Genomic DNA, 25,911 nt, shown 5'->3' with positions numbered 1-25,911 from the left:
GCGCCGGTCACCGGCTGCCGCGGCCCCCGGGGAGACCGTTCCCGGGGGTCGCGGTGCGTCCGGACCCAGCACGACCTGCGGGGGTCCGGCGAAGGCACGCTGAACTGGTCGTTCGACCGGACAGCTTCCGCTCTCGGCGTAAGGTCACCACATGTTCTTCTTCACGATCCGGCGTCTGCTCGCGTCGGTCCTCGTGTTGCTGGTCAGTTCCTTCCTGGTGTTCGCGCTGTGCGCGGCGAGCTTCGACCCGCTGGAGAGGTACTACACGCAGAACCCCCGGCCGCCGGAGTCGTTCTTCAACAACCTGCGCGAGACGCTGGGCCTGAACGACAACTTCTTCGTCCGGTACTGGCGCTGGCTCTCCGGGGTCCTCACCGGCGACTTCGGCGAGACGATCAACGGCACGCCGGTCGTCGAACAGCTCTTCCCGCGGATGCTGGTGACCGGGCGGATGATCATCGGCGCGATCGTGATCGCCGTCCTGCTGGCGATCATCGTGGGCGTCATCGGTGCCGTCCGGCAGTACAAGGCGTCGGACTACACCTTCACGTTCATCGCCTACATCCTGATCGCCCTGCCGACCTTCTGGTTCGCCGCGCTGCTCAAGGAGTACGTCGCCGGGGGGGGTCAACGACCTGTTCGGGCAACAGGTGCTCTACACGCTCGGTGAGGAGACCCCGGGGTTGTCGCTGTACGCCTCCGGCTGGGAGCTCTGGTCCGACCGGCTCGGGCACCTGGTGCTGCCCACGGTGAGCCTGGCCGCGCTGTCCTTCGCCGCCTGGAGCCGCTTCCAGCGCGCGGCGATGCTGGACGTGCTCGGGTCGGACTACATGCGGCTGGCCCGGGCCAAGGGGCTCACCTACCGCCGCGTCGTCTTCAAGCACGGGCTGCGCAATGCGCTGATCCCGCTCACCACGGTGGTCGCGCTCGGCGTGGGCACGCTGTTCGGCGGCGCGGTCATCACCGAGACGGTCTTCGTCTGGCACGGCATGGGCGAGTACCTGATCAGCAACGGCATCCGCCAGGAGGACATCAACGTGGTGCTGGGCTGGCTGCTGGTCAGCGCCGTGTTCATCGTCGTCTTCAACCTGGTCGCCGACATCCTGTACGCGGTGCTCGACCCGCGCATCCGGCTGTCCTGACCCGGCATCGCGAGAAGGAACGAGCCCATGGCCACCACTCAGACCAGCACCGGACCCGTGGTCCCCGCGACCCCCGGCACCCCCGAGGGGGGCGGGGTCGAGCGCGAGTTCACCGTCAAGGCGCGCAGTCAGCGCCAGCAGATCGTCGGCCGCTTCCTGCGCAACAAGGTGGGCATGACCGGGCTGGTCATCTTCCTGCTCCTGCTGGTGTTCGGGTTCCTGGGCCCGCTGGTCACCGGCGTCGACTACGCCGACCAGGACAGCGGCTCGCAGTCGGTCCCCCCGGGCACCGCGGGCTACCTGCTGGGCAGCGATGCGATCGGCCGTGACCTGATGGCCGGGATCATGACCGGGGTGCAGCGCTCGCTGTTCATCGTGCTGCTCTTCGTCGCCATCGCGCTCCCGCTCGGCCTGCTGGTCGGCGCACTGGCCGGCTACTTCGGCAGGTGGGTCGACAGCGTCCTGATGCGGCTGGTCGACCTGATCCTCACCGTGCCGTTGCTGGTCGTGCTGATCGTCGTGGCCAGCAACTTCCCGGGCTCCCGCACCCCGTTGGGCGTGGGGATCATCCTCGGCCTCTTCGGCTGGCTGGACCTCGCCCGGATCGTGCGCAGCCAGTTCCTCTCCCTGCGGGAGAAGGAGTACGTCGAGGCCGCGCACGCGATGGGCGCCTCCAACGTGCGGATCATCTTCAAGCACCTGATCCCCAACGCGCTGGGGTCGCTGATCGTCTGGACGACGCTGGCCGCCGCCACCGCGATCATCCTCGAGGCCTCGCTGACCTACCTGGGCTTCGGCGTCAACGGCGCCAACCAGACCTCGCTGGGGCGCCTGGTGTCCGACGGTGTCCAGGCTGCCAGCACCCGCCCCTGGCTCTTCTACTTCCCCGGCATCACCCTGCTGATCATCGTGCTGTCGATCAACCTGATCGGCGACGGGATCCGGGATGCCTTCGACCCGAGCAACCGCCGCGTGCGGGCCTGAGGAGCTCCATGTCCACCATCGGGACCACGGGCCCCGCCATGTCCGGTGCCACCTCCACGGGGGCCATGACCCAGGGTCGGACCACCAGCCTCCCCGGCTTCGACCCGAGCGCGCCGCTGCTGGAGGTCACCGACCTCAACGTCCGGTTCCCCACCGAGGACGGCCTGGTGCACGCCGTCCGCGGGGTCGACTACAGCCTGCGCTCCGGTGAGGTGCTGGGCATCGTCGGCGAGTCCGGCTCCGGGAAGTCGGTGACGTCGCTGGCGGTGATGGGTCTGCTGCCCGGGTCGGCGCGGGTCACCGGATCGATCAAGTACCGCGGCCAGGAGCTGCTGGGGCAGAGCGACCGGAGCATGTCGCGGATCCGCGGCAAGGGCGTCTCGATGATCTTCCAGGACCCGATGACGTCGCTGGACCCGGTCTACAAGATCGGGGCGCAGATCGAGGAGACGCTGCGCATCCACGACAAGCAGCTGTCGTCCAAGGCCGCGGAGGCGCGGGCGGTCGAGCTGCTGGAGCTGGTCGGCATCCCGAACGCCGGCGACCGCGTGGACGCCTACCCGCACGAGTTCTCCGGCGGCATGCGCCAGCGGGTGGTCATCGCGATCGCGATGGCGAACGAGCCGGAGGTGATCATCGCCGACGAGCCGACGACGGCCCTGGACGTCACCGTCCAGGCGCAGATCCTCGAGGTGCTGCAGACCGCCCTCCAGGAGACCGGCGCCGCGATGGTCATGATCACCCACGACCTGGGCGTCGTCGCCGGGATCGCCGACCGCGTCCTGGTCATGTACGCCGGCCGGCCGGTGGAGGTCGGCAGCGTCGAGGACATCTACTACGAGCCCCGGATGCCGTACACGCTCGGGCTGCTGGGCTCGCTGCCCCGGCTGGACTCCACCAGCCGCGAGCGGCTCACCCCGATCAAGGGCGCGCCGCCCTCGGTGGTCAACATGCCGCCCGGTTGCCCCTTCGCCCCGCGCTGCCCGCTGCACATCGCCGAGTGCGACGAGGCCGAGCCCGAGCGGTTCCAGGTCGGGCCGGGTCACACGGCTGCCTGCATCCGCACCGAACAGGTCGCCGCCGCACACGGACGGGCCGCCGACATCTTCAGCGAGTCCGCCGATGACACGGCCCTGGCGGCGGACCGCACCCCGGCCGGGGTCGCCCTCGCCCAGGGCGACCTGGACGACGACGGTCCCGCCGTCCCGCCCGGCGACCAGACCGCACCCCGCGCGGGGCAGACCGACGCCGGCACCCAGAGCGTCGTCAGCTCCCCGCCACGCCCCACGAACGGAGACCGGGCATGACCGCCCCCACCACCCAGCGGCCTGCCGGCGGCGCCCCCGACCGCGGTGAGCCGATCCTCTCGGTGCGCGGCCTGGAGAAGCACTTCCCGATCAAGGGCGGCGGCCTGGTCAAGCGGACCGTCGGGGCGGTGCGTGCCGTCGACGGCATCGACCTGGACCTCTACCCCGGTGAGGTGCTCGGGCTCGTGGGTGAGTCCGGGTGCGGCAAGTCCACGACCGGGCGCGCCATCCTCAACCTCCAGCCGGCCACCGCCGGCTCGGTGGTCTTCGAGGGGCGGGAGCTCGTCGGGCTGGACCGCAAGCAGATGCGCCCGCTGCGCCGGGACATCCAGCTGATCTTCCAGGACCCCTACGCCTCGCTGAACCCGCGGCTGCCCGTCTTCGACATCGTCGCCGAGCCGATGGTCATCCACGGGCTCACCAAGGACCAGGCCGAGCTCCGCTCGCGGGTGCGGGCGCTGGTGGAGACCGTCGGGCTGAACCCCGAGCACACCAACCGGTACCCGGCCGAGTTCTCCGGCGGGCAGCGGCAGCGCATCGGCATCGCCCGGGCGCTCGCCCTGCAGCCCAAGGTGCTGGTCCTCGACGAGCCGGTGTCGGCGCTGGACGTCTCGATCCAGGCCGGCGTCATCAACCTGCTCGAGGACCTGAAGAACGACCTGGGGCTGAGCTACCTGTTCATCGCCCACGACCTGTCGGTGGTCCGGCACATCTCCGACCGGGTCGCGGTCATGTACCTGGGGCGGATCATCGAGATCGCCGACCAGGAGGAGCTGTTCAACCGCCCGGCGCACCCGTACACGCAGGCGCTGCTGTCGGCGATCCCGCTGCCCGACCCGCGCCGCGAGCGCGCCCGGCAGCGGATCATCATCACCGGCGACGTCCCGAGCCCGGCCAACCCGCCCTCGGGGTGCCGGTTCCGCACCCGCTGCCAGAAGTTCGCCAACGAGCTCACCGACGGCCGGCGCGAGCTGTGCCTGACCGTCGACCCGAAGCTCGAGGACCGCGGCGCCGGCCACCTCAACGCCTGCCACTACGCCGAGGTCAAGTCGGTGTTGTGACATGGCGATCCTGGCGGATCGCACCGCGGCCAGGTGCCGTGCCCGGCTGGCGTTTTGCCGTTTCGTCGGATCCGAGCAGGACCCTCCGGGTCCGTGCTCGGATCCGACAGCTCGCGCTGCTCGCGCACTGCTGCGCGGCCGAGTCGTGGGCCTGCTCCGGTGACGCGGCTCCGTCGGTGCCAGGCGGGGGTCCTCCGGACCCCGCGCCTGGCACCGACACTCGCGGCGCTCGCGGCCGTTGGCGGACACGGGTACGAGCGTCCTGGGCCGTCACGGTGTAATTGCTCGCGTGACTGCTCCACGCCGGCTGATGCTCGTGCACGCCCATCCCGACGACGAGACGATCAACAACGGGGCCACGATGGCCCGGTACGTCGCCGAGGGGGCGCACGTCACCCTGCTCACCTGCACGCTGGGGGAGGAGGGCGAGGTGCTGGTGCCCGAGCTCGCCCAGCTCGCCGCCGACCAGGCCGACCAGCTCGGTGGGTACCGGATCGGTGAGCTGGGCGCGGCCATGGCGGCGCTCGGCGTCACCGACTGGCGGTTCCTCGGCGGGGCGGGCCGCTACCGGGACTCCGGGATGATGGGGACGGCGGCGAACGAGCACCCGCGGGCCTTCTGGCAGGCCGACCTGGACGAGGCGGTCGCGCACGCGGTCGCCGTCGTCCGCGAGGTGCGCCCGCAGGTCCTGGTCACCTACGACGAGGACGGCGGCTACGGCCACCCGGACCACGTCCAGGCGCACCGGGTCGCGATGGGCGCCGTCGAGGCGGCCGCCGACCCCGGCTACCGGGCCGACCTCGGGCCGGCCTGGCAGGTCGGGAAGGTCTACTGGAACGCGGTGCCCCGCTCCGTGGTGCAGCGGGGGATCGACGCGATGGCCGCCCTGGCGGAGGAGTCCCCCTTCGCCTCGCTGGGCGACCTGGACGAGGTGCCGTTCGCCGTCGCCGACGACGTCGTCACCACCGAGGTCGACGCCCGCGCCCACGCCGGGGCCAAGGAGGCGGCGATGCGCGCCCACCCGACCCAGATGACCGTGGACGGCCCGTTCTTCGCGCTGTCGAACAACCTGGGCCAGGAGGTGCTGGCCACCGAGCACTACCGGCTGGTGCGCGGGGCGCGGGGCCCGGCCGGGGCGGGCCCGCAGGGCTGGGAGGACGACCTGTTCGCCGGGCTGCCGGGGTGAGGCTGCTCCGGCTGCTGGGCTGGTCGGTCCTGGCGGTGGTCGTCTCCGCCTGGCTCGCGCTGGTCGAGGTGTTCTGGCTGCCCTGGCGGGTCGGCGGGGTGCCGGTGCCGATCTCCCTGCTCGTGGCCGTGGTCGGCAACCTGCTGCTGGTCGATGCGGCCCGCCGGCTGTCCGGCTCCCGGCTGGTGGCCGTCCTCCCGGCCGTGGTGTGGCTGGTCATCGCGCTGGCCGGCGCGATGCGCCGTCCGGAGGGCGACCTGCTGCTGGCCGGCGGCAACGCCGTCACCCAGGCGATCACCCTCGGGTTCCTGCTGGTCGGGGTGGTCGCCGCGGCGTTCGCCGTCGGCCGGGCGCTGGGCGCCCCGCCGGTCAGGCCGGCCGGTGCCGGTAGTGGTAGCGGTGGTGCTCGATGAACCCCGCCTGCCGGTAGAGCGCCCGGGCTGCGGCGTTCCCCGCGGTGACCTGCAGGTAGGTGGAGTGGGCGCCCCGCTCGGCCGCCCAGCGGCCCAGCGCCGCCATCACGGCGGTCGCCAGCCCGCGGCGCCGGTGCTCCTCGGCGACGGTCACCGCGGTGACGCCCAACCAGCCGTCGGTCAGCGCACCCCGGCCGACCGCCGCCAGCGGCGCCGGCGCCGGGTCCAGCCGCACGGACGCGAAGACGACGTCCGCGGCGGAGGTCAGCACCTGGCGGGCGACCGGCGGCAGCGGTGCGCCACGGTGCCGGTACCCGGCCAGCCAGGCGTCGTCCGGCGTGGGGGAGAGGTCGACCCGGACGTTCGGCTCGGCCGGCCGGCCGGCCGCTGCGGTGAGCACCAGCACGTCCTCGTCCCGGGTCCAGCCGGCCGCGTCGAAGGCGGCGTCGGCGCGCCGGGACTGGACGCCGGGCAGCTGGGCGGCCGGCCGGAGCCCCCGGTCGTCGTACCACCGGGAGACGGCGGCGACCGCCTCGGGCAGCGGCACCCCGGGGTCGCCGACGACCAGGGCGGAGTTGGCCCGCCCGGTGAAACCGCCGCCGGCGCGCAGCAGCCAGTCGCCCAGCCGTTCCTCCTCCAGGGCCTGCCAGCCACGTGCAGCGAGCAGTTCCAGCTCCGGTACCCCCAGGGGTGAGCGCCTCTGTCCCATGGCTCGATCCTGCGGTCTCAGCCGGACAGCGGCGTCGCCGGGGTCGGCAGCTGCTGGGCGAGCCAGTCGAGGAAGTGCTCGGCCGGCATCGGCCGGGCCACGTGGTAGCCCTGGGCGACGTCGCAGCGCCACTCCCGCAGGGTCGCCAGTGCGGCGGCGTCCTCGACGCCCTCCACCACGATCGTCATCCCGAGGTCCCGGCCCAGCTGCAGCGTGCTGCGCACGATGGCCGCGGCCCGGACGTCGGAGGTGAGCTGCCCGACGAAGCTGCGGTCCAGCTTGAGCTCGTGCACCGGCAGCGCGCGCAGGTACGTCAGGGACGAGTAGCCGGTGCCGTAGTCGTCGATGGAGAGCCGGACGCCGAGCGCCCGCAGCCCGGCGAGCACCTGGGAGCTGCGCGCCGCATCGGCCATCAGCACGTCCTCGGTGATCTCCAGGGTGAGCGCCGGGGCGGGCACGCCGGTCGCCTCCAGGAGCATCGCGACCTGGTCGGGCAGGGCGACGTCGGCGAGGTTGGAGACCGACAGGTTCACCGCGACCGACAGGTCGTGGCCGGCGGCGCGCCAGCCCTGCAGGTCGCGGAGCGAGCGCTCCAGCACCCGCAGCGCCAGCCGGCGCATCAGGCCGGCCTGCTCGGCTAGGCCGAGGAAGGCGTCCGGGGCGAGCAGGCCGCGCTCGGGGTGCGCCCACCGCACCAGGGCCTCCACGCCGGACACCCGGCCGGTGTGCAGGTCCAGCTGCGGCTGGTAGTGGGGGACGAGCTGGTCGGAGTCCAGGGCGCCGCGCAGCTCCTCGAGGGTCTGCAGCCGGTCACGGGGGTCCGCCTCGCCGCCCGGGGTCCAGACCTGGGCGCCGTCCCGGGCCCGCTTGGCCGAGTACATCGCGGTGTCGGCCCGGGCGAGCAGCAGCGAACGGTCCCGGCCGTGGTCGGGGCACACGGCGATCCCGACGCTGGCGTCGACGTGCAGCGACATGCCGTCGAGCACGAACGCCTCCCGCAGGGCCGCCCCGATCCGGTCGGCCACCTCCTGTGCCCGGGCCGTGTCGGCGTCGGGCAGCAGGACGGCGAACTCGTCACCACCCATCCGGGCCAGCAGGTCCGTCGGCGCCAGCGGCTGCTGGAGGCGGGGGCCGACCAGGCGCAGCAGCTCGTCGCCCACGCTGTGCCCGAAGCTGTCGTTGACCTCCTTGAAGCGGTCCAGGTCGATCATCAGCACCGCACAGGACCGGGCCGGCGTCGCGTAGACGGTCCGCTCCAGCTCCTCGGTGAACCGCCGCCGGTTGGCCAGCCCGGTGAGCGGGTCGTTGTGCGCCTCGCGGGCCAGCTGCTGGACGCGCAGCTGCTCCACCGCCCGCAGCTCGGCGTTCTGAACGACCAGGGCGCCCTCGAGCACCACCTGCTGGACCGCCTGGCGCAGCGCCGGTGACCACTCGGCGGCCCCGCTGGAGGAGCCGGTGACGACCATGCCGAGCAGCCGGTCACCGGACAGCAGCGGCACGGTGAGGTAGGCGGTGAGGCCCAGTGCGCGCACCAGGTCGGCGTCCAGCAGGTCGCTGGCGACGGCGTCGGGGACGAAGACCGGGCGCCGGTCGCGGGCGGTCAGCTGCCACAGCCGGACGTCGCTGACGTCCCGGCCGACCAGCCGGTCGCGGATCACCCCGATGTTCTCCTCGGACCAGCCGACGTGGCGGACCTCGGCGAGTCGACCGGCGTCGTCGACCAGGAAGGCGGCGCTGCGCTCGGCGCCGGTCAGCCCCCGGACGACGGTGGCCAGCACCTCGCCGGCCTCGGCCACCCCGGTCACCGACGCCCCGTCCACGAGCAGCTGGCGGACGGCGCGCGCCGTGCTGAGCGATGCGGCACGGGCCTCGGTGGCGCGGGCCTGTTCGATGACCCCGCCCAGGTGGGCCCCTGCGGCCGAGGCGAGCCGGCGGACGTCCTCGGGGAAGGGCTGGATCGAGGAGCTGTCCAGGGTCAGGACGCCGGACAGCTGCGGGCTGCGGCCCAGGGGCACGGCCAGGCCGGAGGCGATGCCGAACGCATCGACCCACCAGCCGGTCAGCAGGTCGGAGTCCCGGTCGGCGGTCAACGGCCGGCCGGTGCGGAGCACCTCGTCGGCCAGCCGGAGCGGCTCCGGTGCCTGGCGGAACTGGGTCCACGAGTCGGGGTCGCGCCGGCCGTCGGCGTAGCTGGCCATCCGCGGCACCAGGACGCCGTCCTCCAGCAGGAACACGCAGGCGCGGTGCACCTCGCCCAGCGCGGCCAGCTGCTCGCAGGCCGAACCGAGCAGCTGGTCCATCGACCGGGCGAGGGCGGCGCTCTCGATCAGCCCGAGCAGCACGTCGGACTGGGCCAGCCGGCGCTGCGCCGACCGTCGCGTCCAGGCCTCCTGCAGGGCCAGGGCCAGCCGCGGGGTGGCGTGCCGGAGTTGTGACGCCGAGGCCGCGGCGGCCGGCTCGATGATGAGGGCACCGACGACGTCGTCGCCCACCAGGAGCGGTTCGCCGTGGGCCGAGCGGACGCCGTACCGGCCCGCCTCGTCGGCGAGGGACTGCGGGGCGTCGTCCAGGTGCATGTTCAGGGTGCGGCGCTCACCGATCACGGCGGACATCACCGGGGAGCGGTCCAGGGACAGCGGCACGCGGTCGGAGGCCGGCACCTGACCGACCGGCTCGCCGGACCGGACCTGCCGGAAGGGGAACGCGACGCCGGTGCTCGCCTCGTGCACCCAGACCGCCACCCGGCTGGCCCCGGAGCTGCGCTGCAGCCGGAGCATCAGCTGCTCCAGGGCGGCGACCGCGTCGTACGGCGAGGGCGGGCGCTCGGCTGGCTGCGCATCTGCACCGGACGTCGGGACCTCTGACACACCGCTCCATCGGCGGCACCGGCCGGCTCTTGAGCGTGTGCAGCAGGTCACCCCCCGATCGGGGGGCGTGGTCCGGTGGTGGTCGGCGGCCCACCCGTCGCGCTGAGCGAGGGGGCTTCGGGTGATACTGGGGAAGATCGATCCGCAGTCCCTGGCCCGCCAGGGAGCTCACCGCCCCGCACGTCCCGGAGGAACCCCGTGACCTACGTCATCACCCAGGCCTGTGTCGACGTCCTCGACAAGGCGTGCATCGACGAGTGTCCGGTGGACTGCATCTACGAGGGCGACCGGATGCTCTACATCCACCCCGACGAGTGCGTGGACTGCGGTGCCTGCGAGCCGGTCTGCCCGGTGGAGGCCATCTACTACGAGGACGACGTCCCGGACAAGTGGAAGGACTTCTACAACGCCAACGTGGAGTTCTTCTCCGACCTGGGCAGCCCCGGTGGCGCAGCCAAGACCGGCAAGATCCACAAGGACCACCCGCTGGTGGCCGCGCTCCCGCCCCAGGGCGAGTGAGCACGGTCCGGCTGCCGGACTTCCCCTGGGACTCGCTGGGTCCTGCGCGCGCTCGCGCCGCTGAGCACCCCGGTGGTGCGGTCGACCTGTCGATCGGCACGCCGGTCGACCCGACCCCGCCCGTGCTGGGGGAGGCGCTGGCCGCAGCCGGCAACGCGCCCGGGTACCCGACGGCGCTGGGCACCGCGGACGTGCGGCGGGCTGCGGCCGGCTGGCTCAGCCGCCGGCTCGGCGTCGAGGTCGCCGACCCCCTCGGGACCGACCCGTCGGTGATCCCGACGGTCGGCTCGAAGGAGCTCGTCGCGCTGCTGCCGACGCTGCTGGGGCTGTCCGGGACCGGGACGGTGCTGATCCCGGAGGTCGCCTACCCGACCTACGAGGTGGGCGCCGTCGTGGCCGGGCTCTCGGTGCAGCGCACCGACACCCCGCCGGCGGGGAGGGGTGACGCCGTCCTGGTCTGGCTGAACTCGCCGGGAAACCCGCACGGCCGGGTGCTCACCGACGACGAGCTGCGCGCGTGGGTGAGCTGGGGCCGGGCGCACGGCGTGCCCGTCGTCGCCGACGAGTGCTACATCGAGCTGGGGTGGGGCGACGTCCACCCGCGGTCCCTGCTGCACCCCGACGTCGCCGGACCGGACCACACCGGGCTGCTGGCCGTCCACTCGCTGTCCAAGCAGTCGACGGCGGCGGGCTACCGCGCCGGGCTGCTGTCCGGCGACCCGGCGCTGGTCCGCCGGGTGTGGGAGGTGCGGCGGCACCTCGGTCTGCTCGTGCCGACACCGGTGCAGGCGGCGATGGCCGCGGCGCTGGCCGACGACGGGCACGTGGACGCCCAGCGGGAGCGCTACCGGTCCCGCCGCGACCGGCTGGCTCCGGCCGTGCGCGCCGCCGGTGCCCGGATCGACCACTCCGCGGCCGGCCTGTACCTCTGGGTGACCCGGGACGAGGACTGCTGGGCGACGATCGACTGGCTCGCCGGACTCGGCATCGTGGCCGCGCCCGGCAGCTTCTACGGCCCGGCCGGGAACCGGCACGTGCGGATGGCGCTCACCGCCACCGACGAGCGGATCGACGCCGCGGTCGAGCGCCTCGCCGGCTAGCCCGCAAGGGTGGCGCGGTGGGCGGCCGGGCTCACCCCGGTGGCCCGCTTGAAGGCGGTGCTCAGCGCGAACGGGCTGGCGTAGCCCACCCGGCGGGCGATGCCGGAGAGGGTCAGCGTGCGGTCGCGCAGCAGGTCGGTGGCGAGTGCGATCCGCCAGCTGGTCAGGTAGCCCATCGGTGGCTCGCCGACCAGCTCGGTGAACCGGCGCGCCAGCGTGGCCCGGGCGACCCCGACCGCGTCGGCGAGCGAGGCGACGGTCCACGGCTCCGCCGGGCGATCGTGGATCAGGGTCAGCGCCGGCCCGACGACCGGGTCGCCGGCGGCGACGTACCAGCCGGGGGCACGGGCCTCCGGCCGGGCGGCCCAGACCCGCAGTGCGGAGACGAGGGCGACGTCCAGCAGCCGGTCGAGCACCGCCTCCTGGCCGGGCGCCTCCCGGGCCACCTCCGCGGCGAGCAGCCGGGTCACCGCGGCGGTGCCCTCGTCGGCGGGGACGGCCACCAGGGGCGGGAGCGCCCGCACCAGCCGCTCACCCACCGCGCCGGGCCGGGCATAGGTGCCGGTGAGCAGGACGGTGCCTCCTGCGGCGTCGTTGCCCCACGCCCGGGTGCCCAGTTCGGTCATCCCGGTGCCCGGCCCGACGGGGGTGCACCGCTGCCCGGGGCCGACGGTCACCTGCGGCGGTGTCGACGGCTGGTCGGCCACCGTGTAGTGCTGCGGGCCGCGGACCAGGGCGACGTCGCCGGCGCCGATGCGCGCGGTGCCGCCGTCGGCGAGCACCAGCCACGCCGAGCCGCGCAGGACGGCGAGCAGGGTCAACGGCGCCTCGTCGGCGATCCGCATCGACCAGGGCGGGCTGAGCAGGGAGCGCAGCAGGAAGGCCCCGCGGGCGTGCGGACCGTCGAGCAGGCCGGAGACGGCGTCCATGCGGCGCAGCGTAGACGCTGGAGCATGTTCCTGCGGCTCCTGACCATGGATCGTCTCGGTTCTCGGCGCTGTACTGACGGCATGACCGAACAGTTGATCCTCGTGACCGGCGGCACCGGGATGACCGGCAGCCGCATCGCCCACCGACTGCGTGCGCGGGACGTCCCCGTCCGGGTCGCCTCCCGGAGCTCCGCCTGCCGGCTCGACTGGGCCGACCGCACCACCTGGGACGCCGCCCTGGCCGGGACATCGGCGGTGTACCTGGCGTACGCGCCGGACCTCGCCGTCCCGGGGTCGGACAGCGTCCTGACCGACTTCACCGAGCGGGCTGCCCGCGCCGGGGTCGGCCGGGTGGTGCTGCTGTCCGGGCGGGGTGAGCCCGCCGCGCAGCGGGCCGAGCAGGCGGTGCAGCGGACGGCCACCGACGCCGGGCTGGCGTGGACGGTGGTGCGGTGCAGCTGGTTCGTGCAGAACTTCACCGAGGGTCAGTTCGCCGGCGCGGTGCGCGCCGGTGAGCTCGCGCTGCCCGTGGACGACGTGGTCGAGCCGTTCGTGGACGCCGACGACATCGCCGAGGTGGCCGTCACCGCACTGCTGGACGACGGGCACGCCGGACGGACCTACGAGCTGACCGGCCCACGGGCGCTCGGCTTCGGTGCGGCCGTCGCCGAGATCGCCGCGGCGACGGGCCGTCCGGTGGCCTTCCGGCCGGTGCCGCTCGGGGAGTTCTCCGCCGGCCTGACGGAGGAGGGCGCGCCGCCGGAGGTGGTGGAGCTGATGGCCCACCTGTTCACCGAGGTCCTGGACGGCCGCAACGCCGCGCCCACCGACGGGGTGCAGCAGGCACTGGGCCGCCCGGCCACCGACCTCATCGACGCGGTGCGGCGCAGCGCGCTCGCCGGGAGCCGGGCGTGATCGGGGAGCGCCCACCCGTGCTGGTGGTCGCGACCGTCGGGTCGGGGCTGGTCGCCGGGGCCTTCGCCGTCTTCAGCCTGATGGTGCTGCCGGCGCTGACCGCCCTGCCCGGCGCTGCCGGTGCGACGGCGATGCAGTCGGTCAACCGCGCCGCCATCCGCCCCGGCTTCATGACGCTGCTCTTCGGCACCGCGCTGGTCTGCCTGGTGCTGGGCGGCGCCGAGTTGGCCGGGCAGCGCCGGCCCGCTGTGCTCACCGGTGCCGCGCTCTACCTGTTCGGCGTCGTCGGGGTGACCGTGCTGGCCAACGTGCCGCTCAACGACGCGCTGGCCCGGCTGGACGCCGCCGCGCCGGGAGCAGCGGAGACGTGGCGGGAGAACGCGGCCCGCTGGAGCAGGTGGAACACCGTCCGCGCGCTCGCCGCGACGGGTGCGGCGACCGCGTTCGTGCTCGTGCCGGCCGACTGACCCCGGCCCCGAGCTCAGCCCAGCTGCAGCTGGAGCGGCAGCTCGAAGGTGCTCGGGGTGCTCTCCCAGCCCACCTCCGGGGTCCAGCGCCAGCCGTCCATCGTCACCTCGGTCAGCCCGAACCGCTCGGCGTGCGTCACCGCCCAGGTGGCCTCCGGCCAGCCGGCGTCGGCGATCGTCACGGTGCCGTCGGTCTCGACCGTGGGCGCACCGGCCTCCCGCCGGGCGGCCTCGGTGACCAGCGCCGTCCGCTCGGCGACGGGGGCCAGCGCGACGCCCGGCGCGGCGCCACAGGTCAGGGCGGAGGGAGAGGTCGCGAGCAGGGCGCCGGTCAGCGCGGTCGCCATCGGCTCCCACTGCTGGTACGCCTCCGGGAAGCCGCTGCGCTGAACTTCCTGAGCCACCTCGGTGAGCCGGCCGGTCTCCCAGCCGGGCACCTTCACCAGGCCGTCGAAGAACTTGCCGGCCGAGTAGACCGGGTCCTGCACCTGGGCCTCGCTGCCCCAGCCCTGGGAGGGCCGTTGCTGGAAGAGGCCGAGGGAGTCGCGGTCCCCGTAGTCGAGGTTCCGCAGCCGGGACTCCTGCTGGGCGGTCGCCAGCGCGATCACGGTGGCCCGCGGCGGCAGCCCACGGGAACGGGCCACCGCGGCGATCGTCGCGGCGTTGGCGGCCTGCTCGGTGGTGACGGTGACGTCTGAACCGGGCACGGTGCACCCGGCGACCCCCGACGGCGTGCCCTCCTCCTCGCTCCAGACCAGGGCGACGGCGGCGATCAGGACGGCGACGAGGACCAGCGGCCACAGACCACTCGCACGGGACCTGCGTGCGGTCCTGCGGGCCGGGGGGCGAGCCGCCGGCCGGCCCGCGCGGGCCGGTGGCCGGCTCGACGGGCGAGGTGCCCGGGCCGGGGGCCGTCGGCTCGCGACCGGGCTGCTGACCATCGCGCCGATGGTAGGTCGCCGCGCTGGGAGTCAGCTGGACGTCGGTGGCCTGCGCGGCGGTCGTGTCCGGTGGGGAGGACGAGCCCGATGAGCCGGTCGCGCCCGCGTCAGTTGGCGTGAAGCGCGGCGTTGAGCGCGCCCCAGTCGCCGTCGCGGGGCAGGGCCTCGAGCGCGCCGCTGAGGGAGTTGCGGCGGAACAGCAGGCCGCTGCGCCCGGAGAGCTCGCCGCCCTTGATCGACGTCCCGTCGGGGAGCAGCACCTTCGACCCGGCGGTCACGTAGCAGCCGGCCTCGACCACGCAGCCGTCGCCGAGGGAGATGCCGATGCCGGCGTTGGCGCCGAGCAGGCAGCCCTTGCCGATCGAGATGACCTGCTTGCCGCCGCCGGAGAGCGTGCCCATGATCGAGGCGCCGCCACCGATGTCGGAGTCGGCGTCCACGACGACCCCGGCGCTGATCCGGCCCTCCACCATCGACGGGCCCAGCGTGCCGGCGTTGAAGTTGACGAAGCCCTCGTGCATGACCGTGGTGCCCTCGGCGAGGTGGGCCCCGAGCCGGACCCGGTCGGCGTCGGCGATCCGCACACCCGAGGGGACGACGTAGTCGACCATCCGCGGGAACTTGTCGACCCCGAAGACGGTCAGGTGCCCGCCCTCGGACCGCAGCCGGGCCCGCGCCGCGTTCAGCTCGGTGGCGAGCACCGGGCCGGCGCTGGTCCAGGCCACGTTGGCCAGCAGCCCGAAGACGCCGTCCACGTTGACCCCGTGCGGCCGCACCAGCCGGGCGGACAGCAGGTGCAGGCGCAGGTAGACGTCGTGGGCGTCGACCGGCGGGGCGGAGAGGTCGGCGATGGTCGTGGAGACGGCGACCGACTGCACGCCGCGGGCATCGTCGGTGCGCACCAGACCGGAGAAGTCGGGCCCGAGCAGGCCCTCCAGCTCCAGCACCCCGATCTGCTGGGTGCCGCTCTCGCCCTGGTCGGCACCGCTGAGCGCCGGCGAGGGGAACCAGGTGTCCAGCACCGTCCCGTCGGTGGTGAGGGTGGCGATGCCGACGCCGTTCGCGCCGGTGGTCTCTGCTGCGGTCGTCACGGGCAGTCAGGCTACCCAGGGCGCCGCGGCCTGGCCTGGCTGCCGGGGCAGCGCGGCCTGGCCTGGCTGCCGGGGCAGCGCGGCCTGGCCTGGCTGCCGGGGCAGGGTGCGGGCGTCGGCGAGGGGCGGGGGGAGCCGGGGCCTCCCTCACTAGGCTCGGCGGTCGTGAGCCCCGCCGAGCAGCCGCTGCCCCCGCTCGACCTGAGCGCCGACGTCCTCACCCTGACCCGGGCACTGGTCGACGCGCCCTCGGTGTCCGGCAGCGAGGGGGCGCTGGCCGACGCCGTCGAGGCGGCGCTGCGCGGGCTCGGTGGGCTGGAGGTGGAGCGGATCGGCGACTCGGTGCTGGCCCGGACGAACCTGGACCGGGACACCCGGATCGTGCTCGCCGGGCACCTGGACACGGTGCCGATCGCCGACAACGTGCCCAGCCGGCTCGAGGTCGTCGACGGCGAGGAGCGGCTCTACGGCTGCGGCACCAGCGACATGAAGGCCGGTGACGCGGTGATGCTGCGGCTCGCCGGGATGTTCGGCGTCCCCGGGGCGCAGCCGGCCCGCGACCTCACGTTTGTCTTCTACGACAACGAGGAGGTCGAGGCGGTCCGCAACGGGCTGGGCCGGGTGGCCCGCGAGCGCCGCGGCTGGCTGTACGGCGACCTGGCGGTGCTGCTCGAACCCACGGACGGGGTGGTCGAGGGCGGCTGCCAGGGCACGCTGCGCGTGGTCCTCACCGTGCCCGGGGCCCGCGCGCACAGCGCCCGTTCCTGGCTCGGGGTCAACGCCGTGCACGGTGCCGCCGGCATCCTCGCCACCCTGGCCGCCCACCGGTCCCGCGAGGTGGAGATCGACGGGCTCCAGTACCGCGAGGGGCTCAACGCCGTGCGGATCGAGGGCGGGGTGGCCGGGAACGTCGTCCCCGACGAGTGCCGGGTGACCGTCAACTTCCGGTTCGCCCCTGACCGGGACGAGGACCAGGCCCTGGCGTACGTGCGGGAGGTGTTCGCCGACGCGCTGGCCGCCGGGGTCACCCTGGAGCTCACCGACAGCTCCGGCGGCGCGCTGCCGGGTCTGTCGGAGCCGGCCGCGGCTGCGTTCGTCGCCGCGGTCGGGCAGCCGGCCCGGGCGAAGCTGGGCTGGACCGACGTGGCCCGCTTCGCCGCCTTCGGCATCCCCGCGGTGAACTACGGCCCCGGTGACCCGAACCTGGCCCACACGGTCGACGAACACGTCCGGGTCGACCGGCTGCAGCCGGCCGAGGACGCCCTGATCGCCTACCTGAGCGGGAGTGACGCATGAGCGAGGACGAGGGCGGACGGCGGCGGCCGATCCGGCACCGCGGGCCGATCACGCTGCGCGGCGGCGAGCCCGACCCGCAGATGGCCGGGACGACGACCGACCAGCGCCTGCTGGACCGGCGCGGCAGCAGCGACTGGGTGCACACCGACCCGTGGCGCGTGCTGCGGATCCAGGCCGAGTTCGTGGAGGGCTTCGGGCTGCTGGCCGACCTGCCGCGGGCGGTCAGCGTCTTCGGCAGCGCCCGCACGCCGCGGGACTCCGAGTACTACGCCACCGGGGAGCAGCTGGGCGCGGCGCTGGCCGAGGCCGGCTACGCGGTGATCACCGGCGGCGGGCCGGGCGCTATGGAGGCGGCCAACAAGGGCGCCTGCGACGCGGGCGGCACGTCGGTCGGGCTGGGCATCGAGCTGCCGTTCGAGCAGGAGCTCAACGAGTGGGTCGACGTCGGCGTGCTGTTCCGCTACTTCTTCGTGCGCAAGACGATGTTCGTCAAGTACGCCCAGGCGTTCGTCATCCTGCCCGGCGGCTTCGGCACCCTCGACGAGCTGTTCGAGGCGCTCACCCTGGTGCAGACCGGCAAGGTGACCCGCTTCCCGGTGATCCTGTTCGGCAGCGAGTACTGGGCCGGGCTGGTCGACTGGATCCGGCAGACGATGGTGGCCCAGGGAACGGTGAGCCCGGGGGACCTCGACCTGCTGCACGTCACCGACGACGTCGCCGAGGCGGTCGCCATCATCCAGGCCGCGGACGCCACCCGCGCCGAGCACGAGTCGGAGCCGCCCGCCGGGGAGGCGGTCCCCGACCCCGCCCCGGTCGACGACTGAGCATGGCCGGTCTCGTCTTCGTCATCGGCCTGCTGCTGGTCGGCGGGCTGCTCTTCCTGGGCGCCTCCCTGCTGCTCGGCCGGGGCGAGACCCAGCCGCCCGCGGAGCCGGAGCGGTCTCCGGTGCAGCTGCCCGAGGGCCGGGCGGTGGTGGCCGACGACGTCCGGGCACTGCGGATCTCGGTGACCGTCCGCGGCTACCGGATGACCGAGGTCGACTGGCTGCTGGACCAGCTGGCCTCGGTGCTGGACGACCGGGACGCCGAGATCGCGGCCCTGCGCGCGCAGCTGCCGGCGGCGCACCCGGAGGACGACCAGCGCGACACTGACCCCGGGGGCGTGCCCGTCCCCGGGGACGGCCTCCGTGCCGGACCTGACGACGACGAGAGGCGGACCGGTGCCTGAACTGGTGGAGCAGATCGAGGTGGACGCACCACCCGAGCAGGTCTGGGCGGCGCTGGTCGACTGGGACCGGCAGGGTGAGTGGATGCTGCTCACCGACGTGCGGGCCGGCGCCCGGAACGGGCAGGGGGTGGGTGGCGAGCTGGCGGCCACCACCGGCGTCCGGCTGCCGGGGGTCGGACGCAGGGTGGGCGTGCTGGACACCATGCTGATCACCGGCTGGGAGCCGCCGCGCCGGGTCGACGTGCGGCACACCGGCCGGGTGGTGCGCGGCACCGGCACCTTCGAGGTGCGGCCCCGGGACGGCGGCGGGTCGACGTTCGTGTGGACCGAGGGGCTGGACCTGCCGCTGGGGGCGCTCGGCCGGGCCGGGTGGCCGCTGGTGCGCCCGGTGATGGCCGCCGGGGTGCGGCTGTCACTGCGCCGGTTCGCCGCCTACGCGCAGGCCCACCCCGCCTGACGAGGCTGCTCCGGCAGCCGCTCTGCACGCTCTTCGTCCGCTCTGCACGTGCTGCAGCACGTGCAGAGCGGACAGAACGCGTGCACGGGGAGGGGACGGGGGGCGGCGGCGCCGTCAGGCCGGCGCGAGCAGCGCGGCGCGGTCGGCGTCCCGGACCGCTGCCCGCGAGCGGTACCACTGCCGCCACAGAAGGGCGGCCACCAGCACGTGCACGACGGTGCCGCCGTGGTACATCAGCTGGGCGCCGGCCTCCGCCTCGGTGACCCCGGCCGGCGGGGCCGCGTACAGCGCCTTGGCCAGCACGTCGTGGGCGGCCGCTCCGGCGGCCAGCGCCACGGCGCGGGCGACCACGCCGCGGCGGTGCCCGATCGGGTCGAGGGCCAGGACGGCGGCCGTGGCCAGCCAGCCGGTGAGCAGCACGTGCGCCGAGACCAGCAGGTGCAGCCCGGGCGAGTGCAGCATCGCCGTCAGCAGGCCGGTGCCGTAGAGGGTCCAGAGCCCGGCGGCGTTCAGCCCGGTCGCGACGAACGGGTCGGCGAGCACCCGCACCGGCGCCGTGCGCAACACCCGGCTGACCCGTCGGGCGGCGTGCACCGGCAGGGCGCGCAGCAGCAGGGTCGAGGGGCGGGCGATCACCAGCAGCACCGGGGCGACCATCCCCACCAGCAGGTGCGCGGCCATGTGCGCGCGCAGGTCGCCGTGCGCCGCGGCGAGCGGCCCGGTGAGCGCGACGGCCAGGCAGCCCAGCCCCGCCAGCCAGGCCACCGTCCGGCCCGGTGACCACGGCGAGCGCGCCCGGGCGACGCCGGCCAGGTACAGCGCGGCCGGCACGAGCACCGCAGCCCCCACGGCCTGGTTCACGGTGTGCTGCCGGTCCGTGCGCGCCCGAGCAGCAGCGCCCCGGCGAGCAGCACGAGCACCCCGGCGCCGATCCAGGCCAGGTCGTAGCCGGTGAGGTCGACCCCGTAGCGGACCTGGTGCAGCCGCAACAGCTTGTGGTGGACGACGCCGTCCCAGACCTGGAACGCCCCGGCGCCCACCAGCACCGCGCCCCACCAGGTGCGCGGGGTGAACGCGCGCCGCCGACGGACGTCGGCGAGCAGCGCCAGACCGGCCACGGTCGCCGACCAGGTGGCGGCGTGCAGCAGCCCGTCGGAGACCAGCGCCGCGGCCCCACCGGCCCGGTCGTAGAAGTGGTGCCAGTGCAGCAGCTGGTGGAAGACGATCTCGTCGATCGCGCCGGCGGCGCCGAGGCCGAACAGCAGACCGGAGACCAGCAGCCGGCGGCGGTCGGACCGCGGGGGATCGGCTGCGGTCACGGGGCCTCCGTCGTCCGGCTGCGGGTGGTGCCGCATCGCTGCCCGGCAGCCGACCAGGGGAAACCCCTGCCCGGCGTACGACCCAGGGCGGACCCCTGCCGCGCGGGTTCCGTCCCCGGGGCGACGCGGTGCGCACGGTCGGCGGCCGACGATCAGTCCATGACCGCGATCCTCTCCGCCCGGGAACTCCGGATGACCTACGGCGACGGCCCGGCCGCCGCCCACGCCCTGGCCGGGGTCGACCTCGACCTCGGCTCCGAGTCGCTCGCGGTGATGGGGCCCTCCGGCTCCGGCAAGACCACGCTGCTGCACTGCCTGGCCGGGATCGCCCGGCCGACGTCGGGATCGGTCACCTGGCTGGGACAGGATCTCGCCCGGCTGTCCGACGCGCGGCGCACGGTGCTGCGCCGGTCGGACTTCGGGTTCGTCTTCCAGTCCGGCCAGTTGCTGCCCGAACTGCCCGCGGTGGAGAACGCGGCACTGCCGCTGATGCTGGCCGGCGTCGACCGCCGGACGGCGACCGAGCGCGCGGCCCGCTGGCTGGACCACCTGGGTCTGGCCGGGCTGGAGCAGCGCCGCCCCGGTGAGCTCTCCGGTGGGCAGGGTCAGCGCGTGGCGATCGCCCGGGCCCTGGTCACCGCGCCGGGGATCGTCTTCGCCGACGAGCCGACCGGTGCCCTCGACGCAGCCACCGGGCAGGAGGTGATGAGCCTGCTGGTCCGCTCGACCTCGGCGGCCGGGGCGGCCCTCGTCGTCGTCACCCACGACGAGGGGGTCGCCGCCTGGTGCGGACGGGTGGTCACCATGGGCGACGGCCTGCTGGTGGACGACCGCCGGACGCCGGCCGGTGACTTCCGATGAGGGCCGCGCTGCGGTTGTGGTGGGCGCTCGCGCGGCGGCAGGGGCCGGACCGGCTGACCACCGGGCTGGCCGTGCTCGCCTTCACCGCGGTGACCTGGGCGCTGCTGACCACCCTGGGCGGGCTGCGCGCCTTCGTCGGCCGTGCCGCCGTCGAGCGGGCCGAGCCGGAGCCCTCGGGCATGGCCGAGGTGTACGTCGTCCTGGCCGTCGTCGCGGCTGCTCTCATCCTGGTGCCGCTGGTCACGCTCGGCGGCGCGGCGGCCCGGCTGGCCGTCGCACGGCGCAACGCTCGGATGGCGGCGCTGCGGCTGGCCGGGGCGACCACCGGGCAGGTCGCGGGGATGGCGGTCGCGGACGCGCTGGCCCAGGCGGTCGCCGGCGCGCTGGCCGGGGCGGTGCTCTACGCGGCGACCCTGCCGCTGGTGGCGCTGCTGCACTTCCAGGGCCGGGCCTTCGCGGTGGGGGAGCTGTGGGTCGGCTCCTGGGGTGCGCTCGCCCTGCCGGCGGTGCCGCTGGTGGCCCTGGTCTCGGCGCTGGCGGCGCTGCGCCGGGTGGCGGTCACACCGCTGGGGGTGGCCGCGCGCACCGCGGTCAAGCCGCTGTCCTGGACCCGGCTGCTGCCGCTGTTCGTGCTGGTCGGGGTGTTCCTGCTCGCCGCCAACGGGCTGCTCCGGCTCGACGCGATCGTGGTGCTGGCGATCCTCGTCGGGACGCTGGCGGGCGCGATGTGGGTGTTCAACCTGGTCGGCCCGTGGCTGATCTCGGTGCTGGGCCGGGTGGTCGCCCGGCGGGCGCGCAGCGCGCCGACCCTGCTGGCCGGCCGGCGGATCGTCGACGACCCGAAGGCGGCCTGGCGCAGCGTGGGCGGGGTGGCGCTGGTCGCCTTCGTCGCCGGCGTGCTGAGCGTCAGCCCCGGCCTGGCGGCGACCGGTGCAGAGGAGGACCACCTCGGGGTGGACATCGCGACCGGGACGGCGATCACGCTGGTGATCGCGTCGCTGCTGGCCGCGGTCTCCACCGGGGTCACCCAGGCCGGCCGGGTGCTCGACCAGGCCAGGGAGTACCGCGCCCTGCACCTGGCCGGCACCGAGGTGGCCACCCTGCACGCCGCTCGGATGCGGGAGACGTGGATCCCGCTGGTGGTCTGCGTGGGGGGCGCGAGCGTCACGGCGCTGGCGCTGATCACCCCGTTCGTCGACGTGCTGGCCGACGAGCCGATCGGGGTGGTGCTCTTCCTCGGCTCCGTGGTGGCCGGCTGCGCGCTGGTGCTCGGCGGCACGGCGGCCAGCCGGCGGATGGTCGACCGGGCCGCTGGGGCGGCGGTCCCGGCCTGACCGGGCGCGGCCTGCGGCCGTGGGTCCGCCGCCGTCGGGACCGTCGTACCCGGGAGCCATGATGACCCGGTGACGGCGGCGGCTGGGGGACGAGGATGAGTCGGCGGGGCTGGGTGCTCTTCGTGGCGATGTCGCTGATCTGGGGCCTGCCGTACCTGCTGATCAAGGTGGCGGTCGAGGACTTCTCCCCGGTCGTCGTGGTCTTCCTGCGCTGTGCGATCGGCGCGGCGCTGCTCCTGCCGTGGACCCTGGCCCGGGGGCACCTGGGCACCGCGCTGCGCCGGCACTGGCGGGCCCTGCTGCTGTTCACCGTGCTGGAGATGACCGGCCCCTGGCTGCTGCTGCCGTACGCCGAGCAGTCGCTGTCCAGTTCGCTGACCGGGCTGCTCGTCGCGGCGGTGCCGTTCGTGGCCGCGGTGGCGGCCCTGGTCGCCGGGGACGAGGACCGGCTCTCCCCGCTGCGGGTGGTCGGGATGCTGATCGGGGTGGTGGGCATCGCCGCCCTGCTGGGGCTGGACGTCGGCGGGGCCCAGCTCAGCGCGATCGGGGCGGTCGCGCTGGTCGTGGTCGGCTACGCCGTCGCCCCGATCGTGATCAGCCACAAGCTGCCCGACGTGCCGGGCGTGACGGCGGCGTCCTTCGCGCTGCTGTTCACCGCGTTGGTCTACGCCCCGTTCGCGGTGCCCCGGCTCGGCGACGCCGTCGAGGCACCGACCCGGGCCTGGCTCGCGCTCCTCGCGCTGGGCACGGTCTGCACCGCGCTGGCCCTCGCGCTGTTCTTCGCGCTGATCCGGGAGGCCGGGCCGCAGCGGGCGCTGGTGATCACCTTCGTCAACCCGGCGGTCGCCGTGCTGCTGGGCGTCCTCGTGCTCGACGAGCCGTTCACCCTCGGGCTGGCGCTCGGGCTCCCGCTGGTGCTGGCCGGCTGCGTGCTGGCCACCCGGCGCAGCCCCGTCCGCACCGCGCGGTCGGAGTTCGACGACCTCGACACGGCCGTCCCGTGACCGCACAGACGCCGGCCCCGGTCGAGCGCTCCGTGGTCGGCAGGTGTGGCTGGGCCACGAGCGCGCCCGAGTACGTCCGGTACCACGACGAGGAGTGGGGGGTGCCGCTGCACGGCGACGACGCGTTGTTCGAGCGGCTCACCCTGGAGGCCTTCCAGTCGGGCCTGTCCTGGATCACGATCCTGCGCAAGCGCCCCGCCTTCCGGGCCGCGTTCGCCGGCTTCTCGATCCCGGTGGTGGCCGCCTTCACCGACGACGACGTCGAGCGGTTGATGGCCGATGCGGCGATCGTCCGCAACCGCGCCAAGGTGACCGCCGCGCTGCGAAACGCCCGGGCGGCACTCGACCTGCCGGAGGGTCTGTCGGCGCTGCTGTGGTCCTTCGCACCGCCGCCGGGGCGTCCCCGGCCGGAGACCCTCGCCGACGTCCCGGCCACCAGCCCGGAGTCGGTTGCGCTGGCCAAGGAGCTGAAGCGGCGGGGGTTCTCCTTCGTCGGACCGACCACCTCCTACGCCCTGATGCAGGCCACCGGGATGGTCGACGACCACGTCGCGACGTGCTTCCGGGCGGGGGTCAGGTACCCGGACTGAGGGGTCCGGGTTGGTCGATGGCCGGAGATACGGGATCATGGACCGCACAGCTCTGCAGGAACAGTTGCCACACCACGGTCCAGCCGGGCTGTGGGTGGCCGGTGAAGGAGGCACGCATGGCGGCCATGAAGCCGCGTACGGGTGAAGGTCCCCTCGAGGTCACCAAGGAGGGCCGCGGCCTGGTCATGCGCGTCCCGCTGGAGGGTGGTGGCCGGCTGGTCGTCGAGCTGTCCCCCGACGAGGCGAGCGCCCTCTCCGAGGCCCTGAAGGGCGCGATCAGCTGAACACCGACGCGAGTCTGCCCCCGGGCAGCCCCGCGACCGACGACGCGGCCCCGGCCGCCGGCACCACGCCGGCGACCGGGGCCGCGCCGTTCCCGCGGGTCGAGGTCGTCCCGGCGCTGCCGGATCTGGGTCCGGACGACGTCCTGGCCGTGCCGGTGGGTGCTCAGGGCTCCCTGCCGGACTGGCTCACCGCGGCTGACCGGCCGCCGGTCGACCCGGGGTTCCTCGCCGGGGCCCTGGCCGACACCGGCAACGGCGGCAAGCCCGGCGGGATCACCAACGTGCCGCTGGCCGGCCGGCACCCGCGCAGCGTGGTCGCCGTCGGGGTGGGCGACGCGACCCTGCCGCACCTGCGCTCCTACGTGTCGGTCGCCGTCCGGCGGGCGCAGACGCTCGCCGAGTCCGGCGCCCGCCGGCTCGTGCTGCCGCTGGACACCGGCGTCGCCCCGGCCGGTGCCGACGAGGTGCGCACCGCCGTCGAGACGGCGCTGCTGGCCGGCTACCGCTTCCGGGACACCTCGACCCCGCACCCGCCCCGGCTCGCCGAGGTGCTGGTGGTGGCCGCCGGTGCGGACGACCCGGCGGTGGCCGCCGGTGAGCTCGCCGGCCGGGTCGCCGCGGAGTCGGTGGCCTGGGCCCGCGACCTGGTCAACACGCCCAGCAGCACCAAGAACCCGCCCTGGCTGGCCGAACAGGCCCAGCGGCGGCTGGGTGCCCTCCCCGGGGTGACCGTGACCGTGCTCGGGCCCGACGAACTGCGGGCGGGGGGCTTCGGTGGCGTGCTGGCCGTCGGCGGGGGATCGGCCTCCCCGCCGCAGGTGGTGGTCGCCACCTACCGCCCGCACGGGGCCGGTCCGGCCCACCCGGTGCTGGTCGGCAAGGGCATCACCTTCGACACCGGCGGCATCTCGATCAAGACCAACCCGGGCATGCGGGAGATGAAGACCGACATGGCCGGCGCCGCGGCGGTCCTCGGAGCCGTCGACGCCGCGGCCCGGCTGGAGCTGCCCGGGGCCGTCACCGCCGTCGTCGCGCTCTGCGAGAACGCCGTCTCCGGGGCCGCCTACCGGCCGGCCGACGTCGTGCGGCACGTGGACGGGCGCACCACCGAGGTGCGCAACACCGACGCCGAGGGCCGGCTGGTGCTCGCCGACGCGCTGGCGCACGCCCGGCTGGTGCTGGGGGCCACGGTGCTGGTCGACGTCGCCACCCTGACCGGGGCGATGAAGACGGCGCTGGGTGCCCGCACCGCCGGGCTGTACGCGACCGCCGACGGGCTGGCCGACGCGCTGCTCACCGCGGGCGGCCATGCCGGCGAGGCGTTCTGGCGGATGCCGCTGACCGAGGAGCACGTCGGGCACCTGCGGGCGCAACTGGACTCCGAGGTGGCCGATGCGAACAACGCCCCGGGCAACCCGGGCTCGACCACGGCGGCGCTGTTCCTGCAGCCCTTCGCCGGGGGCCTGCCGTGGGCGCACCTGGACATCGCCGGCCCGGCGCGCGCCGGCAGCGACGACGCCGAGGTCGTCAAGGGCGGCTCGGGGTTCGCCGTCCGCACGCTGCTGCGCTGGCTGGAGGCGGGTGCGCCGGCCGACCTGCCGGAACCGGTGGTGCGCGACTGAGCGGTTGGCGGCACCGGTCGGCGGGCATCGCCGGGGGCGAGTCGCGCCGCCGGCGTGACCGGATCCCAGGGGGAACACCGTGAGCATGATGGACAAGGCCAAGGGCGCCCTGAACAGCGACAAGGGTGAGAAGGCCAGCGACTCGGCGCTGGACAAGGGCGAGCAGTTCGCCGACAAGAAGACCGGTGGCACCCACGACGCGCAGATCGACAAGGGTCGGGACGCCGCCGACGGCAAGATCGGCAACCAGTAGTCGAGGTGGTCGGCGGCTGGGGCCCGGCAGCC

Annotated in this window: 29 protein-coding genes; 22 read left to right on the top strand and 7 right to left on the bottom strand. The window is 74.7% G+C overall.

Annotated elements, in window-relative coordinates:
- The first annotated feature begins 151 nt into the window (after window positions 1-151).
- The 7 genes from O2W20_RS17080 (at window position 152) to O2W20_RS17050 (ending at window position 6,093) form a co-directional block, all read left to right on the top strand.
- Window positions 152-670, top strand: coding sequence for an ABC transporter permease (locus O2W20_RS17080; protein ID WP_269185516.1), 519 nt, complete (start codon window positions 152-154; stop codon window positions 668-670).
- Entirely contained in the window at window positions 651-1,142 is a 492-nt protein-coding gene (locus tag O2W20_RS17075; RefSeq protein WP_269185515.1) for an ABC transporter permease, read from the top strand. The genes O2W20_RS17080 and O2W20_RS17075 overlap by 20 nt, the downstream gene beginning before the upstream one ends.
- A gap of 27 nt (window positions 1,143-1,169) precedes the next feature.
- The gene (locus O2W20_RS17070) at window positions 1,170-2,126 is read left to right on the top strand and encodes an ABC transporter permease (protein ID WP_269173917.1); all 957 of its coding nucleotides are present in this window, start codon (window positions 1,170-1,172) and stop codon (window positions 2,124-2,126) included.
- 8 nt (window positions 2,127-2,134) lie between these two features.
- A complete protein-coding gene (locus tag O2W20_RS17065) occupies window positions 2,135-3,433 on the top strand; it encodes an ABC transporter ATP-binding protein (protein WP_269173916.1) in 1,299 nt (432 codons plus the stop codon).
- Window positions 3,430-4,494, top strand: coding sequence for an ABC transporter ATP-binding protein (locus O2W20_RS17060; protein ID WP_269173915.1), 1,065 nt, complete (start codon window positions 3,430-3,432; stop codon window positions 4,492-4,494). Before O2W20_RS17065 ends, O2W20_RS17060 begins: the two co-directional genes overlap by 4 nt.
- A 289-nt stretch (window positions 4,495-4,783) precedes the next feature.
- The gene (gene mshB / locus O2W20_RS17055) at window positions 4,784-5,680 is read left to right on the top strand and encodes an N-acetyl-1-D-myo-inositol-2-amino-2-deoxy-alpha-D-glucopyranoside deacetylase (RefSeq protein ID WP_269173914.1); all 897 of its coding nucleotides are present in this window, start codon (window positions 4,784-4,786) and stop codon (window positions 5,678-5,680) included.
- Entirely contained in the window at window positions 5,677-6,093 is a 417-nt protein-coding gene (locus tag O2W20_RS17050; protein ID WP_269173913.1) for a hypothetical protein, read from the top strand. Before mshB ends, O2W20_RS17050 begins: the two co-directional genes overlap by 4 nt.
- On the opposite strand, the gene O2W20_RS17045 is transcribed toward O2W20_RS17050, so the two are convergent.
- Both O2W20_RS17045 and O2W20_RS17040 read right to left on the bottom strand, forming a co-directional pair.
- The gene (locus O2W20_RS17045) at window positions 6,050-6,802 is read right to left on the bottom strand and encodes a GNAT family N-acetyltransferase (RefSeq protein WP_269173912.1); all 753 of its coding nucleotides are present in this window, start codon (window positions 6,800-6,802) and stop codon (window positions 6,050-6,052) included. The two genes, O2W20_RS17050 and O2W20_RS17045, sit on opposite strands and share 44 nt — an antisense overlap.
- 17 nt (window positions 6,803-6,819) lie before the next feature.
- On the bottom strand, window positions 6,820-9,669 hold the full coding sequence (locus tag O2W20_RS17040) for a bifunctional diguanylate cyclase/phosphodiesterase (protein WP_269173911.1): 2,850 nt from the start codon (window positions 9,667-9,669) through the stop codon (window positions 6,820-6,822).
- A gap of 198 nt (window positions 9,670-9,867) precedes the next feature.
- On the opposite strand from O2W20_RS17040, the gene fdxA reads away from it, so the two are divergent.
- Together fdxA and dapC are read left to right on the top strand one after the other, a co-directional pair.
- Window positions 9,868-10,188: a ferredoxin gene (gene fdxA / locus O2W20_RS17035; protein WP_269173910.1), complete on the top strand. Its 321-nt coding sequence runs from the start codon at window positions 9,868-9,870 to the stop codon at window positions 10,186-10,188.
- Window positions 10,185-11,288, top strand: coding sequence for a succinyldiaminopimelate transaminase (gene dapC / locus O2W20_RS17030; RefSeq protein WP_269173909.1), 1,104 nt, complete (start codon window positions 10,185-10,187; stop codon window positions 11,286-11,288). The genes fdxA and dapC overlap by 4 nt, the downstream gene beginning before the upstream one ends.
- Here the strand turns inward: dapC and O2W20_RS17025 are convergent.
- Window positions 11,285-12,217: an AraC family transcriptional regulator gene (locus O2W20_RS17025; protein WP_269173908.1), complete on the bottom strand. Its 933-nt coding sequence runs from the start codon at window positions 12,215-12,217 to the stop codon at window positions 11,285-11,287. The genes dapC and O2W20_RS17025 overlap by 4 nt on opposite strands.
- A gap of 81 nt (window positions 12,218-12,298) precedes the next feature.
- On the opposite strand from O2W20_RS17025, the gene O2W20_RS17020 reads away from it, so the two are divergent.
- Window positions 12,299-13,132 (top strand): NAD(P)H-binding protein, encoded by an 834-nt coding sequence (locus tag O2W20_RS17020; protein ID WP_269173907.1) that lies wholly within the window; start codon window positions 12,299-12,301, stop codon window positions 13,130-13,132.
- Window positions 13,129-13,599, top strand: coding sequence for an anthrone oxygenase family protein (locus O2W20_RS17015; protein WP_269173906.1), 471 nt, complete (start codon window positions 13,129-13,131; stop codon window positions 13,597-13,599). Before O2W20_RS17020 ends, O2W20_RS17015 begins: the two co-directional genes overlap by 4 nt.
- 14 nt (window positions 13,600-13,613) lie before the next feature.
- Here the strand turns inward: O2W20_RS17015 and O2W20_RS17010 are convergent, their stop codons facing one another.
- Window positions 13,614-14,306, bottom strand: a complete 693-nt coding sequence (locus tag O2W20_RS17010) for a hypothetical protein (RefSeq protein WP_269173905.1) — start codon at window positions 14,304-14,306, stop codon at window positions 13,614-13,616.
- 341 nt (window positions 14,307-14,647) lie between these two features.
- Window positions 14,648-15,631, bottom strand: coding sequence for a 2,3,4,5-tetrahydropyridine-2,6-dicarboxylate N-succinyltransferase (gene dapD / locus O2W20_RS17005; RefSeq protein ID WP_269173904.1), 984 nt, complete (start codon window positions 15,629-15,631; stop codon window positions 14,648-14,650).
- Window positions 15,632-15,796: 165 nt separating this feature from the next.
- On the opposite strand from dapD, the gene dapE reads away from it, so the two are divergent.
- The 4 genes from dapE to O2W20_RS16985 are packed head-to-tail and all read left to right on the top strand — an operon-like array spanning window position 15,797 to window position 18,612.
- Window positions 15,797-16,927 (top strand): succinyl-diaminopimelate desuccinylase, encoded by a 1,131-nt coding sequence (dapE, locus tag O2W20_RS17000; protein WP_269173903.1) that lies wholly within the window; start codon window positions 15,797-15,799, stop codon window positions 16,925-16,927.
- Complete coding sequence (locus O2W20_RS16995; protein WP_269173902.1) at window positions 16,924-17,751, top strand: TIGR00730 family Rossman fold protein; 828 nt, start codon at window positions 16,924-16,926, stop codon at window positions 17,749-17,751. Before dapE ends, O2W20_RS16995 begins: the two co-directional genes overlap by 4 nt.
- Before the next feature lie 2 nt (window positions 17,752-17,753).
- Window positions 17,754-18,155: a DivIVA domain-containing protein gene (locus tag O2W20_RS16990; RefSeq protein ID WP_269173901.1), complete on the top strand. Its 402-nt coding sequence runs from the start codon at window positions 17,754-17,756 to the stop codon at window positions 18,153-18,155.
- Window positions 18,148-18,612 (top strand): SRPBCC family protein, encoded by a 465-nt coding sequence (locus tag O2W20_RS16985; protein ID WP_269173900.1) that lies wholly within the window; start codon window positions 18,148-18,150, stop codon window positions 18,610-18,612. Before O2W20_RS16990 ends, O2W20_RS16985 begins: the two co-directional genes overlap by 8 nt.
- 114 nt (window positions 18,613-18,726) lie before the next feature.
- Here O2W20_RS16985 and O2W20_RS16980 read toward each other — a convergent pair whose 3' ends face one another.
- Together O2W20_RS16980 and O2W20_RS16975 are read right to left on the bottom strand one after the other, a co-directional pair.
- Window positions 18,727-19,473, bottom strand: coding sequence for a cytochrome c oxidase assembly protein (locus tag O2W20_RS16980; protein ID WP_269173899.1), 747 nt, complete (start codon window positions 19,471-19,473; stop codon window positions 18,727-18,729).
- Window positions 19,470-19,931: a DUF2243 domain-containing protein gene (locus O2W20_RS16975; protein WP_269173898.1), complete on the bottom strand. Its 462-nt coding sequence runs from the start codon at window positions 19,929-19,931 to the stop codon at window positions 19,470-19,472. The genes O2W20_RS16980 and O2W20_RS16975 overlap by 4 nt, the downstream gene beginning before the upstream one ends.
- A 159-nt stretch (window positions 19,932-20,090) precedes the next feature.
- Here O2W20_RS16975 and O2W20_RS16970 point away from each other — a divergent pair, with 159 nt between their 5' ends.
- From O2W20_RS16970 to O2W20_RS16940, 7 genes are all read left to right on the top strand, one after another.
- Complete coding sequence (locus O2W20_RS16970; RefSeq protein WP_269173897.1) at window positions 20,091-20,792, top strand: ABC transporter ATP-binding protein; 702 nt, start codon at window positions 20,091-20,093, stop codon at window positions 20,790-20,792.
- On the top strand, window positions 20,789-22,126 hold the full coding sequence (locus O2W20_RS16965) for a hypothetical protein (protein ID WP_269173896.1): 1,338 nt from the start codon (window positions 20,789-20,791) through the stop codon (window positions 22,124-22,126). Before O2W20_RS16970 ends, O2W20_RS16965 begins: the two co-directional genes overlap by 4 nt.
- Window positions 22,127-22,221: 95 nt before the next feature.
- Window positions 22,222-23,130, top strand: a complete 909-nt coding sequence (locus O2W20_RS16960; RefSeq protein WP_269173895.1) for a DMT family transporter — start codon at window positions 22,222-22,224, stop codon at window positions 23,128-23,130.
- Window positions 23,127-23,720 (top strand): DNA-3-methyladenine glycosylase I, encoded by a 594-nt coding sequence (locus O2W20_RS16955; protein ID WP_269173894.1) that lies wholly within the window; start codon window positions 23,127-23,129, stop codon window positions 23,718-23,720. The genes O2W20_RS16960 and O2W20_RS16955 overlap by 4 nt, the downstream gene beginning before the upstream one ends.
- Before the next feature lie 116 nt (window positions 23,721-23,836).
- Window positions 23,837-24,004, top strand: coding sequence for a DUF3117 domain-containing protein (locus O2W20_RS16950; RefSeq protein WP_064972432.1), 168 nt, complete (start codon window positions 23,837-23,839; stop codon window positions 24,002-24,004).
- A gap of 149 nt (window positions 24,005-24,153) precedes the next feature.
- The gene (locus O2W20_RS16945) at window positions 24,154-25,626 is read left to right on the top strand and encodes a leucyl aminopeptidase family protein (protein ID WP_269173893.1); all 1,473 of its coding nucleotides are present in this window, start codon (window positions 24,154-24,156) and stop codon (window positions 25,624-25,626) included.
- A gap of 85 nt (window positions 25,627-25,711) precedes the next feature.
- Window positions 25,712-25,879, top strand: a complete 168-nt coding sequence (locus O2W20_RS16940; RefSeq protein WP_269173977.1) for an antitoxin — start codon at window positions 25,712-25,714, stop codon at window positions 25,877-25,879.
- The last annotated feature ends 32 nt before the right edge of the window (window positions 25,880-25,911 follow it).

Origin of the sequence: Modestobacter sp. VKM Ac-2982, from assembly GCF_026967935.1 — a bacterium.
GTDB lineage: Bacteria > Actinomycetota > Actinomycetes > Mycobacteriales > Geodermatophilaceae > Modestobacter.
This window is presented reverse-complemented; position numbering and strand designations above follow the sequence as displayed.